Genomic DNA, 14723 nt, shown 5'->3' on the forward strand with positions numbered 1-14723 from the left:
CCGCCTGGGCTTTTATTCCTAGCGGTGTAACGTAAAATCGCCTGTACCGCTAAGAGCAAAACCAACCTCCCGGAGGTTGTGGAACCCGCGGTATATTTTCCCTCCGTAATCCAGCCATTACGGTTGCTGGGTAGCAACGCCCGGGCCAATTCCTAAGCATATTGGCTATTATACTTAATAACTACTTTCTAGCAGTAAGGCTGTCTCCCCTTGCCAACAAAATAAACACCCTATTCTGTGGCGTTAAAAATCTGCTTGACTAAGGAGAAACGGTACAAAAAATCTGCCAATACCTCTAATTTATCGATTTCTTCATAAAACTCAACACTGGCTGCATTTTGCATTACCCGCAGCACTTTCGCCTTTAAAAGCAGCACTACCTCCGGCAGATGAAGCTCCAGTTTAATCTCCTGCCCCAAGGCTAAACGTTCTGGTGTAAAAAAATAGGCTCCTCCAGCGGAGACATTGATGGTCTTTGATTGAATCAGCCGAGCTTCAACTTCATAGGTCAATTTCAGTTCAATATTTAATCGAAGATACTTACGTCGTTCTTTGCTGACTAGGTCAACGGGTACGTGGATACAATAATATCCCTTGTGATTTTCCTCATCCATAAAGCAAATATAGCTCTCAAAGGATATTGGGCAGCTTACCTGCTGAACCATTATTTGCATCTGTTGGCCAGCTGGAAGACAACCTCGAGCTGTCTTGATAACTAAAAAGCTGCCGTAATTTGCCACAATCTCCCCAGCATACGCCAAGTCATCCAAAGAACAGATAATACTAATGGGCGTACCTGGGACAAAAGTATCCACTTTCGAGTTCATGCAACTACCCCTAACTAGATATCCGATATGTAGAAATTTGCCATATTTTTCTTTTATCCTTCTTTACATGGAAAATAGTTGGGAAAAATATCAAATAAAAAGAGTGGCCTATATAGCCACCCTAATAACAATACACCAAAGAGGTTAACCTTTACTAATACAAAAACCATGCCAGAAATTATGCGTGTAAAAACAAAAAAATGTATAATATTCGAACATCTCATCTCTAAAATGCATGTCTAAAATGACCAGCTGTTCTTTTTAGGAACAACTGGTCAAACTATTCATCCATAAAGAAGCTGTTTTTACCCTACTCCCACTCGCAAATTTAAAGCCTGTTCTAAACAATTCTGTTTATGTTTCGTGATAGGTTTTTACTCCATTTGATACCAGTTATCCACCTTCTCGATGTTCGCTGATATTGTGTTATCAAAAAGCTATCAAGGTTTTGTTATCAACCATTGTTAACTGGCAATGTCGTAGATGCTGCGTCCATCACCATAGTAATTATCATAAATGTGTTGATAAACCAATTCACACTTCTTGCGATAAAGCTCTGTTGAAAAAGAACGTGGAAGATCATCATCCAAAACTTTTTCTATTGTGTACAGGACTTCCGCACGAGCTTGCTGCTTTTTCCTCCAGTCAAGCACAAGTTTCTCGGTTTTTAGGGTTTCAAGTAGCTGGCGAGCCGCCACCTTCACTTGTTGCTTCTCCTTTTCGGTCAAATCAAACTCCGGCTTAGTCAAAATGTCGAATAAGGCCAATTGCTCTTCGGATAGATTCTCTTGAATATGACGTTTTTGTTCATCATTCAATGTTTCAGCCAAATCAACAAGATTCTTATAGATGATGTCAACATTTTTACTTCCCGAATTATATTCTTCAATCATCTTCTCAAAGCGCTCCAAATAATCAGCTCTGGTTCTGTTTTGAGCAACCATATTGAATAATACCTGCTCAATTTTTGTTTTCAGTTTTTGCATTTCCGTGTTCTTGTGCTTCTTAGCAAAACCCTGTCGCATCTTCTCAAAATCTAAGCCAGAAAGGTCTATAGTGTTTTCCGCATCCTCTGCTATGATATACCCCTCTGCATCAATTGACAAATCAAGCACCTGCTCAATGTCAGCCATTACATGGTCAATATTGGGTGGAGCCGTTAAAGAACGGATTTTTTCAGATAAACTCCTTAGCAGTTGACACACAGCCTCAAATTGATTTGCTTTCGCATCTGGCAAAATTGCTTTGAAAATACGCCAAGCCAAAGAAGCATATTGCATAAACTTTTTCTTTGTATCGTCCGAAGCGACCAAAGCATCAACCATATCGTCCATAAGGGCTATTTTCTCAAACCCTCTGGTTTCCGCGATAGTCCGATTTAGGTCAATATTGTTCTCAAGGCAGAAACCCTTAACTTGACTTATGGTTTCGATCATGTCATTTACAAGCTGTTCCTTGTTCTTAACCGGCACATCTATCCCACCGGTTCCGGGCTTTGCGTAAATAGATAGTGCCTTCTGCAAATTTCGAAATACGCCGACATAATCGACAATCAACCCATTTGTTTTACCCTCAAAAATACGGTTGGCTCTTGCAATGGTCTGCATAAGGGTATGGTTTCGCATTGGCTTGTCCAGATAAACAGTAGAAAGCGATTGCACATCAAATCCTGTAATCCACATGGCACATACAAAAACTATGCGCATCGGGTGTTCAGCATCTTTGAAATGCTCATCAAGCGTTTCTTTCTGAATACGCTTGCGGATAGGTAAGATATCAATATCTTTCTTTCGGAAATCGTCAACCTCATTTTGCGATGAGGATATAACAACAGCCATGTCGGTTTCTTCCATATAGCTGATTCTAATCTCCAAAGCCTTTGCTTCATTATCGCTTGCCGTTGCCAACTCTGATTTGAGTTTTGCCAGATATTTTGCCCATTCATTTTTTACCTTAAAATACATCTTTACAGCGGTCATTTTGTCAATGCTTACAACAAGCGCCTTCCCCATATAGCCTCTATTCATATAATGGGAAACGATATCCTCAGCGATTTTATCAAGGCGTTCTTCGCGGGTGATAAGATGATACTCGCGCAAAAACTCACGCTCCATCCGAGCCTCTTGGTCGTCATCCAGCATGGCATCTTCTATCACATGGTTCAAATCGTCGTTTAAGTCCTCATTGATAAGCTGCAATTCAGGTATGCGATTTTCATAGTAAAGCGGAACCGTCGCCCCATCCTCAATGGCGGCAGAAAAATCATATACACTTACATAATTCCCGAACACATCACGAGTAACTGCATCGCCCTGCATGAGCGGCGTTCCAGTAAAGCCGATAAAAGAGGCATTGGGCAACGCTCTACGCATATTCTGTGCCAGCGTATCATACTGGCTACGGTGCGCCTCATCCGTTATGACGATAACATCATCCCTGAGAGTGACAGGCTTGGCTACACCCTCCCATTGGAATTTCTGTATCAGCGTAAAGACCATTTTGTGGTCTTCTTTAAGCATTTGGCGCAACCCTTCGCAGCTATCGGCCTGACAATCCTCATTGATTGCACCAACAGAGCTAAAGGTTTTATAGATTTGGTCGTCCAAATCGTTTCTATCCGTTACCACAACAAACGTCCAGTTGCCCGGTATCTTGCGGAGTATCTTTTGAGTGAAGAAAACCATCGAAAAACTCTTGCCGCTGCCCTGAGCGTGCCAGAAGACACCCAACTTGCCATCACGGTTTTTAATGTCATGTACGGCTTCTATGGCATTATTTACACCCAAATACTGATGATTTTTAGGTACTATTTTTGCCACATCATCTTTGTAGAGAACAAAATTTTCTACAATATCCAAGAGCTTGCCGTGGTCACACACACCTCGAAGCATCGCTTCAAGACTGACCTTGATTTCTTCCTCCTCGGAATCTACCCTCTTCCATTCATTGAAAAAGTCGAGGGTAGATGTTATACTGCCGACCTTACTATGGCTACCGTTTGATAAGATAATCAGAGCATTGTACCAGAATATTTGCGGAATAGTGTCCTTATAATCGCGTAAATTGGCATTATAGGCATCAGCAATATTTCTATGATTTGCCTTTAGCTCCATAAACACAAATGGGATACCATTTACAAAGCCAACAATATCTGCGCGGCGCTTATAAATTGGACCTGAAGCCCAAAACTGATTGACCATAAGGTAATGATTGTTCTCTGGATTTTTCCAATCAACAATATAAACCCGACCATCTACCTGTTCGTCGTATTCATCTCGATATGTAACCGGCACACCATCCTTAAGCAATTGATAAATCTCCTGATTAGCCTTTAACGGACTGAGGCTGGAACGGTCTCTCGTTATCTCATTAACAGCGATATCAACAGCATCGAGATTTATGTGTGGATTGAGGTGCTTTATGGCATCACGAAGGTAGCGCGTTAAAACTACCTCAGAAGTAGTTTCACGCCCTAACGTGCCTTCCTTACCGAAGTCTTCATCATAACAATTTTTAGTTTCCCATCCTATGGATTGCAACAGTTCCATCGCCGGCTGCTCAACCAGATGGTCTTCGGTGTATGAGTTCATCAACTCACCCCTAAACTTGTTTAATCGTTATAGTTCTATCTTTGATACATCAATGTCGCCTGAAATTAGGCGTGGGAGAAGGTGGTCGCGGGTTTTGTGTAAAACTTCGTTCTTACTTTTGAGATTCCCGATGGAATTAAAGATATCAGTTAATATCTTGTTTAAGTTATCCACCAATTCTCGCGACAAAGCCGGTATCTCAAGCCTCGATATATCATCTGGATATACATGAGGCTGTGCCGAGCCTCTTTGCATAAAAGTAATTTGATTTTGCAAATCTTTCATTGCTACATAAAAATAATATACATTCTCGGTGTCGTTGATATCTATAAAAGAGCAGTCTGATGCCCATATATCAGCATGATATAAATTGACATATCCAGCATTTGCACCTGATGCGCTCACCGTTAATACGGGTGCTTTTGCATTTGCTCGATTATGATAATAAGCAGGCTGGATGCCACCTGCTACCACCGGAACATTACCTTCGGATATTGTGGCTTTGGTAATAGTTTTTCCACGTCTGAACCTTACAAGTTCTCCGAGCAGACAAGTGGTTTCCGATTTCAAGCTTTCATTTCGGTAGAGCTTCTGCGCCATTTTTTCCAGAATGGCAATGCGGCGATTGTTGTTTTCAATTAGGTTGTCGTATACAGTTATCATTTCTGCTATCTTGTCTTGCTCAGCTCTTTCATGAAAATTTATAATCTTAAGATTTTTGATATCTTTTACGTTTAGATGATGTACAGTAGCACCATTGGTTAGGGAGTGTATTTGTGCTTGCATTTCATTGCCAAGCAGACTATATAGCAGATATCGCGGATTTACGATATCACTATTCGGGCGAATCAAGACCGTTCTTTGCCCCAAACAAGGATAAAAATTTTCAGGGATAATAATTGCATTGCCAACAGGTGCTTCACGGGCAAAAATAATATCATCTTTCTGAGGAACCGCTCTCCTTGTCCATGCTTTGTATGTATCTTCATCAACAAGATTCAGATCATTGAAAATGATAAAACCTCGTCCAATGTTTGGCGTGCGTATTGACGGATATCCCGATTGCGAAGTCGGTGCGGTTTTGTGCTCACAGTCAAATATATCTACGCAGACAGATGATAATGTAACATCACTCATTCCCCTTCACCAGCAATAGAAAATTCTGTTCTATTGTCCTTACCAGTTCCTGGGCCTCACTATTCAACGATTGCAATTCGCTATTCAGCGCAGAGAAAGTCTCCCAAAAATCTTCTTCATCAAACTCTTCGACCGCAGTGCCCACATAGCGCCCCGGATTCAAGCTCCAGCCCTGCGCTTCAATTTCTTCAATGGTGGCAACCTTGCATAGCCCTGCAATATCTTGATATTTTCCATCAGGAAAATTTTCAGCAAGCAAAGTCCCGCTTCCATCACGAGTTTCAATATCCTTATTATGATAGAGCCGCACGATGTTGGCAATGTACTCAATCTGTTCAGGTGAAAATTCACGATGGGCGCGATCAATCTGTGTGAAGATATTGCGAGCATCAATGAACATCACCGTATCTTTTCTGGTATGGCGTTCCTTATGATTGTCGAAAAACCAAAGGGTACAGGGCAGTGTCACCGTATAGAAGAAGTTGGAGCCGATTGATATCATCACATCAACAGCTTGCGACTGAATAATCTTTTTACGGATTTCAAGCTCGCTGCCCCGTGCATCGGCAGCAGAATTAGCCATAACAAAACCAGCTTTACCTTGCCCCGGCTTCATGGCACTGTAAAACTCCTGAATCCACAGATAGTTTGCGTTGTCATTTGTCGGGATGCCAAAAGGATATCGCTTATCGCCTTTAATACGCTCTTTATCAACACCCTTTGCGTTGAAGGGCGGATTGGCCATGACATAATTCATTTTCTGATAGCAACCGTGTACATTTTGATAGTATGTATTAAACTCCTTTATATCGCCTTCTAATCCATGAACAGCAAGGTTCATTTTACATAGCCGGACGGTATCGGTGATGTTCTCCTGTCCGAATATACTAATATCACTATTAGCATTCCCACTATGTCGATTCACAAATTTTGCGCTTTGCACAAACATACCGCCGCTGCCACAGGCAGGGTCGAGAATATTCCCTTTGTTCGGTTCCAATATCTCTACGATAAGCTGAACCAGCGTGGTTGGCGTAAAAAATTCGCCACCTTTTTGCCCTTCGGACAAGGCGAACTTACTAAGAAAATACTCATATATAGCACCAAAGGTATCACCATTATGCTCTTGCATGTCAATCTCTGAGAATGTTTTCAAAAGAGATAGAAGTAGGTCTTTGGGCACACGAGTATAGTGTTTATATAACACATCTTTCAACTTTGGGTTCACTTCTTCAATATCTTTCATCGCCTGAATAACAGCTTGCTGGATATCTTCACCTTCTGGAAGATTAAGCAAATAATTATATCTCGCCTTGGGAGGCACAAACATTACACCGGGCAACCTTTGATAGTCAATTGCGCTCGGCTCTCTCCGGCTGTTTTCAAATTCTTTGTCAATCACAAGTGATGCCTGTGTAAAACGGTAATCTGCAAATCGCAAAAACACCAGCCCCAAAACTGGAGTAGCATATTCTGACGACTTCAATTTTGAATTAGTTCTCAGGGCGTCAGCAGCATCCCACAATTTTTTCTCAATTGAACTATTTAATACTGCCATATCTATTCCCCCTGATTATCTTCTTGAAGCATTTCTCGCGCCTTAATTCCATGTTTCTCACAGAAATCAAAAAACACTGAGCGAGTCATTTTGTTAGGATGAGTTTTTCCGTTTTCCCACCTATTGATGGTCGAAAAGCTAATTTGTAGGGCGTGTGCCATTTCCTCTTGGCTCATGCCCAGCTTTTCACGCGAATATTTGACGATGGAAGGAAAATTCATAAACATCACCCCACCGAAAAGTATAGCACATGACATAGCATTGTGTGTATTTTTCGGCAATTTTTTCCTCAGCCGGCCACATTGATAATCTGCAACTCCTTTTCTCTTGCATATCTCACCTGCGCTGTTCCCCCAGTCGGATATACTTGAGCACAAATGCAATAAGCCGACCTATCCACCATATATTGATTCCGCTTTTTCATGCAGCCGTCGGTGTAATCCTTAGAAGCATAAATAATCTCATCCGCTTCACCAATCAACCCACGATATAGCTTTTCTGTTCTGCGTTCCAAAGTTCATCTTGATTTCTTCAAGGAAAAGCAAATATCAGCCGGACGTTATACCCCATCTCCTTTTTCGCAACAATCAATGAGGCTGCTATCTGATCAAACCCAAGCGCACCTCCCTATATAAAGTTTGTTACGCCTTGACTGATGAGGTTATCTACCTCTTGGTTAAGGCGTATTATGATGCGCTTGATTTTATCTTTCGGCAATCTGCGATGCCCTGTAAAACAACATGTTTTAGCTTTTTCCATATTAATCAATCCCGTCTCAAAATATAATGGGCCTGTCGCAGTAAGACAGCCCCTTTAATATACGCTATGTTATTGTCTCCTTAACTCACACTATTTTATAAAAAACCCTCAATAACCGTTTTTATCTCTTTAAAAGGGAACTTTATTATTAATCCATACCATATTTAATGATTGAGGAAATCCCATGAATATATGTATTTATAGTAACATCCTTTTACCCCCAGTATCCCTTAGAAAAAGGATGTAATCGTCTATCAAATCCCTGGTAACATTAAATACTTTTAATTCTTCTAGGTTTACAAACTTACTAAATGTCCTGCAGCTCACCTTATAAAACTGAATTGTATACTCTGATAGATTGTTAACCTTTTGTTTCTGTAACTCCACAAATGCTAAATCCTGGTTCTTTAACATACTCTTTCGTTTAAGTCCATTTTTTGATTTCATAGTACCAGCTCCTTTGAGTTTCTCCTTTTGCTGGTAAAACAAAACTGGTGGTTTAGATGACCTAAAAAACAGTCAAAATTCTAAACCACCAGTACAAAGAAATCAAACCTATCTAACCCTTATAAACCAAGGCATTACGCCACCTCAATCCTACTCCCACTCAATGGTGCCAGGAGGCTTGGAGGTGATGTCATAAACCACTCGGTTAATCTCGGCCACCTCGTTCACCAGGCGAGTGGAGATATTGCCCAGGATGTCGTGAGGAATCTTAGCCCAGTCGGCAGTCATGCCATCGTGGCTGTAGACAGCCCGTACTACGGCAGCATAAGCATAGGTACGACCGTCACCCATGACACCAACACTGCGCATATCGGGCAGAACGGCAAAGTATTGCCAGATTTCCCTATCTAAGCCTGCCCGCTTGATTTCATCGGTAACCACGAAATCTGCTTCCCGCAAAATCTCCAGCTTCGGCTTAGTAATCTCTCCCAGAATCCTTACTGCAAGACCTGGGCCGGGGAAAGGCTGGCGCCAAACAATTTCAGCGGGTAGGCCTAATTCCTCACCCAGCCGACGAACTTCGTCCTTAAACAGCCAGCGTAGGGGTTCCACCAATTCAAATTTCATATCTTCGGGCAGTCCCCCCACGTTATGGTGGGATTTAATCACCGCTGCCGTGGCAGTGCCACTTTCCACCACGTCGGGATACAGGGTGCCCTGTACAAGAAAATCAATTTCGCCTAGTTTTCTGGATTCTTCCTCAAACACTCGGATAAATTCAGTACCAATGATCTTCCGTTTTTGTTCCGGGTCGGTAACACCCTTTAATTTTTCCAGGAAACGCTCGGAAGCATCCACATGCACCAGTTTAATATTAAATAAGTCACGGAAGGTCTTGACTACCTGCTCGGCCTCATTTTTCCTCAACAACCCGTGATCCACAAAGACGCAGGTGAGATTATCGCCCACTGCTCGGTGTACCAATACGGCTGCTACCGAAGAGTCCACACCGCCACTCAGGGCGCAAAGTACTTTGCGGTTACCTACCCGTTGCTTGACCTCCTGAATGGCTTCTGTGGAGAAAGAACCCATATTCCAGGTGCCACTGCAGCTACAGATAGCAAAGAGGAAGTTCTTTAATATTTCTGTACCCCTGGGGGTATGTAAAACTTCCGGGTGGAACTGCACTGCATAAAGACTTCTTTCTTTATTGGCCATGGCTGCAATGGGAGCCTTATCAGTGCTGGCAGTTATTTCAAAACCCGGAGGAACTGCCTCTACGCGGTCTCCATGGCTCATCCAGCATTCTTCATCTGCTGCCAATCCTTTAAATAAATTATCACACTGAACGATCTTCAGGTTGGTACGGCCATACTCGTGATCTTCTGCAGAAACTACTTTACCCTGCAGTTGGTGGGTCATGAGTTGCATACCGTAGCAAATGCCCAATACTGGAACACCTAGTTCGTATACCCGTGGATCAATGGTAGGTGCATTCTCCCCGTAAACACTGGACGGTCCACCAGAGAAAATAATACCCTTGGGCTGTTTTGCTTTAATTTTATCGATTGCTACGTTATAAGGTTCAATTTCGCAGTATACATTGCAATCCCTAATGCGGCGAGCAATAAGTTGGGTGTATTGCCCTCCAAAGTCCAGGACTAAAATCAGTTCCTGTTCGGCTAAAGACATGCCATGTCCTCCTTAAATCTGGTAAATTTCTGGTTTTAATACAGCAATATAGGGTAAATTACGGTATCTCTCGTTATAATCCAAACCATAACCCACCACAAATTCATCGGGAATGGAGAAACCATTATAATCAATAGGTACCTCCACTTTACGGCGGCTAGGCTTGTCCAACAACGTACAAACTTTCAAACTAGCAGGTCCCCGGGCTTTGATGTTTTCTACTAAATACTGCAAGGTTAGACCGGTATCCACAATGTCCTCCACAATAATGACATGTCTGCCATGGATGCTTTTATCCAAATCCTTTAAAATACGTACTGCTCCGGAAGAAACAGTACCGGCTCCATAACTGGATACTGCCATAAAATCAAAAAAAGTGGGAACATTGATATGGCGCACCAAATCAGCTAAAAAGACCATGGCACCCTTCAAAATCCCTACCATCAGGATACTTTCACCCTGGTAGTCCTGAGAAATCTGCAGGGCCAACTGAGCTACCCGCTCTTTGATGTGCTCTTCATCTAACAGTATTTTTTCCACATCGGGATGCATGTTTTTCACTCCTTGCCAATATTCTACCAACAGAGCATAACAAAAAAGTCTTTTTTTCGTCAATAGGCGTCATAAAAACTTCCTTTTTTATTCTCATGTTTAGGTTCTCCTGGAGTCCCATTAAAAATGCCGTTCTTGTCAAGAACGGCCAAATAATTTATTGCTGTTCCACTGGAACATCAATTTTTAAAACTCCGTTATAATCCCAAAGTTTAATGAGGATTTCTAAACCACCGGGGTCACTACCCACTTTGTTAGCTCGGATGGTGGCCTGACGGATGGTGAGTTCATTTTTATCTACCCACACCTTATAATAAAAATCATCAAATTGATCTTCTAAAAAAACATTCTCTACGTTAGGTTTCAGCTCATAGACCAAACATTTAGTGCCATCTAACCGTTCTTCACCCACCAAGGATTGTTCGGGTATATCTTTAAAATTAAAATTGGCTAACGGATTTAATTCGCTTACAAACAACTCTGTTTGGGACATCTTCATATCTTTTAGGGTAAGCCATTTACCGGAGAAGGGGTCCTTCATGTAAGTATTGTTGTCTATCTGAGTAAATTCAACCGGGGTCTTAAGAACTGTCCCCTTAATATGTACCTTGTCCGGCAATACTCGCTCACCCTCAACCTTGCTGTAAAACTCATTTTCCCCTACCAGTTTCGATTCCACCACAAAGCGAAAACTCTGACTGGCAAAGGTTTTATCCAAGGCTTCTTCCAAGGTTTTTGCCTCATCTACACGGGTGGTTCCGAAAAACCAAAACTTACTGATGACAATCATCAGTAAAATTAATCCAGCAACCGCCGCAATTGGTCCAAGCCTGCGTCTATTTAAGAATATCCATCTTGGTGTGAGCACAATTAACCCCCCCAGGTGCTTTGTTCTTGTTTAATAATACGGTTAAAAGGGATACTTTATGCCAATAACACACCCAACACATGAAAAAGGCTCCAGGGGTAACAATATAAGGGAGTCAATGGTATAATATACCTGTATCATTTCGTTGGATAATTTGGAGGGGTTTCTGTGAGTCTTAAGGATATGCAAAATGATGTAGATGGCTGGATCAGTCAGTTTGAGGAGGGCTACTGGCACCCCCTTTCCATGCTGGCCAGGTTAACAGAGGAAGTGGGTGAACTGGCCCGGGAGGTCAATCACCATTATGGCCAAAAGCCTAAGAAAGAGGAGGAAGCAGAGGGAAACCTAGCTTTGGAACTGGCGGATATTTTGTTCATTATCGGCTGTTTTGCTAATTCCTTAAACATCGACCTGGACAAGGCCTTTCAAGATATGATGAATAAATATCGGGAACGGGACAGCAACCGCTGGACCCGCATCCAACCTGAGGAACAGTAGGAGGGTGTCTTCGAATGGCTAAAATAGTTCTACTTAAAAAAGCAGGTAGTCTTCATCCTCTGTCCATCCTGGACAGGCTAACCAAGGACTTCCTACAAGAAGATTATATTCTTTCCCATGGGTTTACTAACCTGGGTGTTTTACTGGGACGCATGAAAGCACTTAGTGAAAATTCCCACAATGCTCCCCTACCGGTCTTCACTCTGTATCCTGGTGGTGACTGTTCATTTATCAACACGCTGAAAGATAAGAGCAGTCTCCTACAAAAGGTGGCCAATGGTGAACACTCTACCCTAAGCTTGTTAAAGCAAGTTGTTCTAGAGACTATCCTCGGCTTTAGCCAACATGAGCAAGCTGATCTCATCTCCTACTCAGACGATCTCCTAGCCGCCTTGCAAGCCGTAGAAGACGGTCAATATGCCCTGGCTTTGATCATTCATGAATAAAAAAACGCTAACGAACACTAAAAACTAAGCCTCCACTAGTCTCAGACACCGACGGAGGCTTAGCTTGCCCTTTTATTTACTTAAACGCTTAATTCTCTCCATAGGGCTAATGATATTGGTGATACGAATACCAAAATTTTCATTGACGACCACCACTTCACCGGTGGCCACCAGCGTTCCGTTCACCAGTACTTCCACAGGCTCATCGGCTATTGCATCCAGCTCAACTACCGAACCGGGAGCTATTTTCAGTACATCTTTGATGGGACGCTTGGTTCTGCCCAAAACTACACTTACCCGGAGTGGGATGTCCAAAATCAACTCTAAATTTCTCTGCTCCAGAGATCCCAGTGAAGGCGCTTTGTATTCCTGTACCACACTGGATGGCTGTGATACAATCGGCGCTTGTGCCGGAGGTGGCGCAGGCGGCCGTTCATCTTCCACCAGCAAAGCAGCCAACGGATCCAAACCGTCGGTTTTGATAGATGCAGGAGCTGTCTGTTGTGCCTGAGGAGCAGCAGCTTCTTCCACGCCAAAGATATCCATCAGCAAAAGACTAGCCTCTTCTTTGGCCGTGTCTACGCTCATGATTTGCATAATCTCGGTATCCACCAGTTCACCGATCTTCATGGAGAAGGAAACAACTACAATTACATCTTCTATATCCTCCGGCGGTTGCGCCAAAGGATCTCCTTGTGTTTTTAATAAATTGGTTTGCGGTGGCGAAATGTTAATGGGCCGATGAAACATTTGCGATAAAGAAGTAGCCGCCGTACCAATCATCATATTCATAGCCTCTGAGGCCGCACTAATCTCCAGATCCGATATTTCTTCGGACAAGGGGGTCCCTCCCCCACCCATCATTAAACTGGCCATGGTGGCAGCATCATTCAGTCGAATTACCAGTAAATTGTACCCATTAAGGCCTTCACTAAAATCCACTTTAATGACGAGATAAGGAACCGTAAAAGAATCAAATAATTCCTGCTTGGTGAGAATCTTTACCTTCGGACTGGTAATATTCACCTTTTGGCTTAATATTTCAGACAGGGTAGTGGAGGCAGAGCCCATGGAGATATTACCAATTTCCCCCAAAGCATCTATTTCCTCCGGTGATAACAAGTTGGCGATATCTACAGACTCAATGGCCGGAGCACCTACCGAGGGCTCTAACGGAAGATCGGTTTCCGGTAGTGCCTCCTCTGGCACCTGAGGAATTTCCTCATCTACACTTGTTACTTGACCCTTCATTAAAGCATCTATTTCTTCCTGGCTTAATAGCTTAGACAATTTCCCACGCCTCCTCGGCCAGTGAGGTCACCTGAACCGCCAGGCTCTGGCCGACCGTTCCCACTTGGACTTTATACTTTAATTCTTCACCTATATACATATCGAGATCTTGGGTAAAACTTCTGTCCAAGGGAAGTACATCCCCTACCTGAAGCTGTAAGAACTCCTTGACACAAATATCTGCCTGTCCCGCTACCACATTAACCTCCACATCAGACTCACCCAACCAGTATTCCAATGAACGCAAATCTGTTTCTTCCTGCTCTGTGTTCCGAGTAAATTGGTTGGCTAAAGAAAACTTAGAAAGAATCGAATCCAATAGGCTATAGGGTAAGCAGAGGTTAATGAGTCCCCTTACTTCACTACCTACACCAGCAGATAATGTAACCACCGCCACGATATCATTAGGTGACATCAGTTGATGAATGTGTGGATTAGCATCAATGGATTCAATCTTAGGTGTAATGGAAACAAAATCTTTCCAGGAGATGGTTAAATGATCCAATAGCCTTTTAATAATTCGGTTGGCCACCGACAACTCAATATCGGTAAGTTCCCTTATTTTTAAAGGCATTTCTCCCGGCCCACCAAACTGTAAATCAATCACCGGAAACAAAAACTGCAGGTTCGTTTCCATAAGAGCTGTTCCCTTAAGAGGAGACAGACTAAAAACTGTCATTACCGTGGGATTGGGAACCGAATTGACAAACTCCTCGTAGGTAAATTGACCAATGGAAGCCATTTCGATGGTAATGGCAGACCGTAAATACCCGGATAAAAAGTTGGTTAACAATCTGGCAAATCCCTCGTGCATAACCTGGAGGGTGCGCAGCTGTTCCTTGGTAAATTTGTTTGGCCTGCGGAAATCATAAAGTTTTAGTTTCTTATGTTCTTTCGCTTCAATGGTTTCCTGGGGTACATCTCCGGACATTAGTGCAGCAAGTAGCGAATCAATTTCTCCCTGGCTTAGTACTTCCTTGGACAACTTTTACACCCCCTTTAACTTAGAAAAACTTGGCTTGTTTACCTGCGACCTTTCGGTTATGTCCTTTAGGATAC

The 14723-nt window shown here is 42.7% G+C and carries 13 protein-coding genes; 2 read left to right on the plus strand and 11 right to left on the minus strand.

Annotation, left to right across the window (positions count from 1 at the left end; translation table 11 throughout):
- Positions 1-230: 230 nt before the first annotated feature.
- From BUA78_RS06665 to BUA78_RS06710, 9 genes are all read right to left on the minus strand, one after another.
- The gene (locus tag BUA78_RS06665) at positions 231-827 is read right to left on the minus strand and encodes a PilZ domain-containing protein (RefSeq protein ID WP_072912299.1); all 597 of its coding nucleotides are present in this window, start codon (positions 825-827) and stop codon (positions 231-233) included.
- A 464-nt stretch (positions 828-1291) separates the two neighbouring features.
- Positions 1292-4417 (minus strand): type I restriction endonuclease subunit R, encoded by a 3126-nt coding sequence (locus tag BUA78_RS06670; RefSeq protein WP_072912301.1) that lies wholly within the window; start codon positions 4415-4417, stop codon positions 1292-1294.
- Between the two features lie 27 nt (positions 4418-4444).
- A complete protein-coding gene (locus BUA78_RS06675) occupies positions 4445-5554 on the minus strand; it encodes a restriction endonuclease subunit S (RefSeq protein ID WP_072912302.1) in 1110 nt (369 codons plus the stop codon).
- Entirely contained in the window at positions 5547-7112 is a 1566-nt protein-coding gene (locus tag BUA78_RS06680) for a type I restriction-modification system subunit M (protein WP_072912304.1), read from the minus strand. The genes BUA78_RS06675 and BUA78_RS06680 overlap by 8 nt, the downstream gene beginning before the upstream one ends.
- Positions 7113-7114: 2 nt before the next feature.
- Positions 7115-7393, minus strand: a complete 279-nt coding sequence (locus BUA78_RS06685) for a helix-turn-helix domain-containing protein (RefSeq protein ID WP_238456748.1) — start codon at positions 7391-7393, stop codon at positions 7115-7117.
- Positions 7394-7401: 8 nt separating this feature from the next.
- Complete coding sequence (locus BUA78_RS19665) at positions 7402-7626, minus strand: hypothetical protein (RefSeq protein WP_084082332.1); 225 nt, start codon at positions 7624-7626, stop codon at positions 7402-7404.
- 842 nt (positions 7627-8468) lie between these two features.
- Positions 8469-10010 carry a glutamine-hydrolyzing GMP synthase gene (gene guaA / locus BUA78_RS06700; protein ID WP_072912312.1) on the minus strand — a complete coding sequence of 514 codons (1542 nt, stop codon included), beginning with the start codon at positions 10008-10010 and terminating at the stop codon, positions 8469-8471.
- 12 nt (positions 10011-10022) lie between these two features.
- Positions 10023-10562: a hypoxanthine phosphoribosyltransferase gene (hpt, locus tag BUA78_RS06705; protein ID WP_072912315.1), complete on the minus strand. Its 540-nt coding sequence runs from the start codon at positions 10560-10562 to the stop codon at positions 10023-10025.
- Positions 10563-10719: 157 nt separating this feature from the next.
- Positions 10720-11430: a hypothetical protein gene (locus BUA78_RS06710; protein ID WP_072912318.1), complete on the minus strand. Its 711-nt coding sequence runs from the start codon at positions 11428-11430 to the stop codon at positions 10720-10722.
- Between the two features lie 168 nt (positions 11431-11598).
- On the opposite strand from BUA78_RS06710, the gene BUA78_RS06715 reads away from it, so the two are divergent.
- Both BUA78_RS06715 and BUA78_RS06720 read left to right on the plus strand, forming a co-directional pair.
- Entirely contained in the window at positions 11599-11928 is a 330-nt protein-coding gene (locus tag BUA78_RS06715) for a nucleotide pyrophosphohydrolase (protein ID WP_072912321.1), read from the plus strand.
- 14 nt (positions 11929-11942) lie between these two features.
- On the plus strand, positions 11943-12374 hold the full coding sequence (locus tag BUA78_RS06720) for a hypothetical protein (protein WP_072912323.1): 432 nt from the start codon (positions 11943-11945) through the stop codon (positions 12372-12374).
- 72 nt (positions 12375-12446) lie between these two features.
- Here BUA78_RS06720 and fliY read toward each other — a convergent pair whose 3' ends face one another.
- On the minus strand, positions 12447-13664 hold the full coding sequence (gene fliY, locus BUA78_RS06725; protein ID WP_072912325.1) for a flagellar motor switch phosphatase FliY: 1218 nt from the start codon (positions 13662-13664) through the stop codon (positions 12447-12449).
- Positions 13657-14649 (minus strand): flagellar motor switch protein FliM, encoded by a 993-nt coding sequence (gene fliM, locus BUA78_RS06730; RefSeq protein WP_072912327.1) that lies wholly within the window; start codon positions 14647-14649, stop codon positions 13657-13659. The genes fliY and fliM overlap by 8 nt, the downstream gene beginning before the upstream one ends.
- Between the last annotated feature and the right edge of the window lie 74 nt (positions 14650-14723).

Origin of the sequence: Desulforamulus aeronauticus DSM 10349 (assembly GCF_900142375.1) — a bacterium.
GTDB classification, from domain to species: Bacteria; Bacillota; Desulfotomaculia; order Desulfotomaculales; family Desulfotomaculaceae; genus Desulfotomaculum; species Desulfotomaculum aeronauticum.

Excerpts from the sequence above, each read along its gene's own strand:
- BUA78_RS06720 (WP_072912323.1), top strand. The coding sequence starts at position 11,943 with ATGGCTAAAATAGTTCTACTTAAAAAAGCAGGTAGTCTTCATCCTCTG.
- BUA78_RS06675 (WP_072912302.1), bottom strand. The coding sequence starts at position 5,554 with ATGAGTGATGTTACATTATCATCTGTCTGCGTAGATATATTTGACTGT.
- BUA78_RS06670 (WP_072912301.1), bottom strand. The coding sequence starts at position 4,417 with ATGAACTCATACACCGAAGACCATCTGGTTGAGCAGCCGGCGATGGAA.
- BUA78_RS06665 (WP_072912299.1), bottom strand. The coding sequence starts at position 827 with ATGAACTCGAAAGTGGATACTTTTGTCCCAGGTACGCCCATTAGTATT.
- BUA78_RS06680 (WP_072912304.1), bottom strand. The coding sequence starts at position 7,112 with ATGGCAGTATTAAATAGTTCAATTGAGAAAAAATTGTGGGATGCTGCT.
- hpt (WP_072912315.1), bottom strand. The coding sequence starts at position 10,562 with ATGCATCCCGATGTGGAAAAAATACTGTTAGATGAAGAGCACATCAAA.
- guaA (WP_072912312.1), bottom strand. The coding sequence starts at position 10,010 with ATGTCTTTAGCCGAACAGGAACTGATTTTAGTCCTGGACTTTGGAGGG.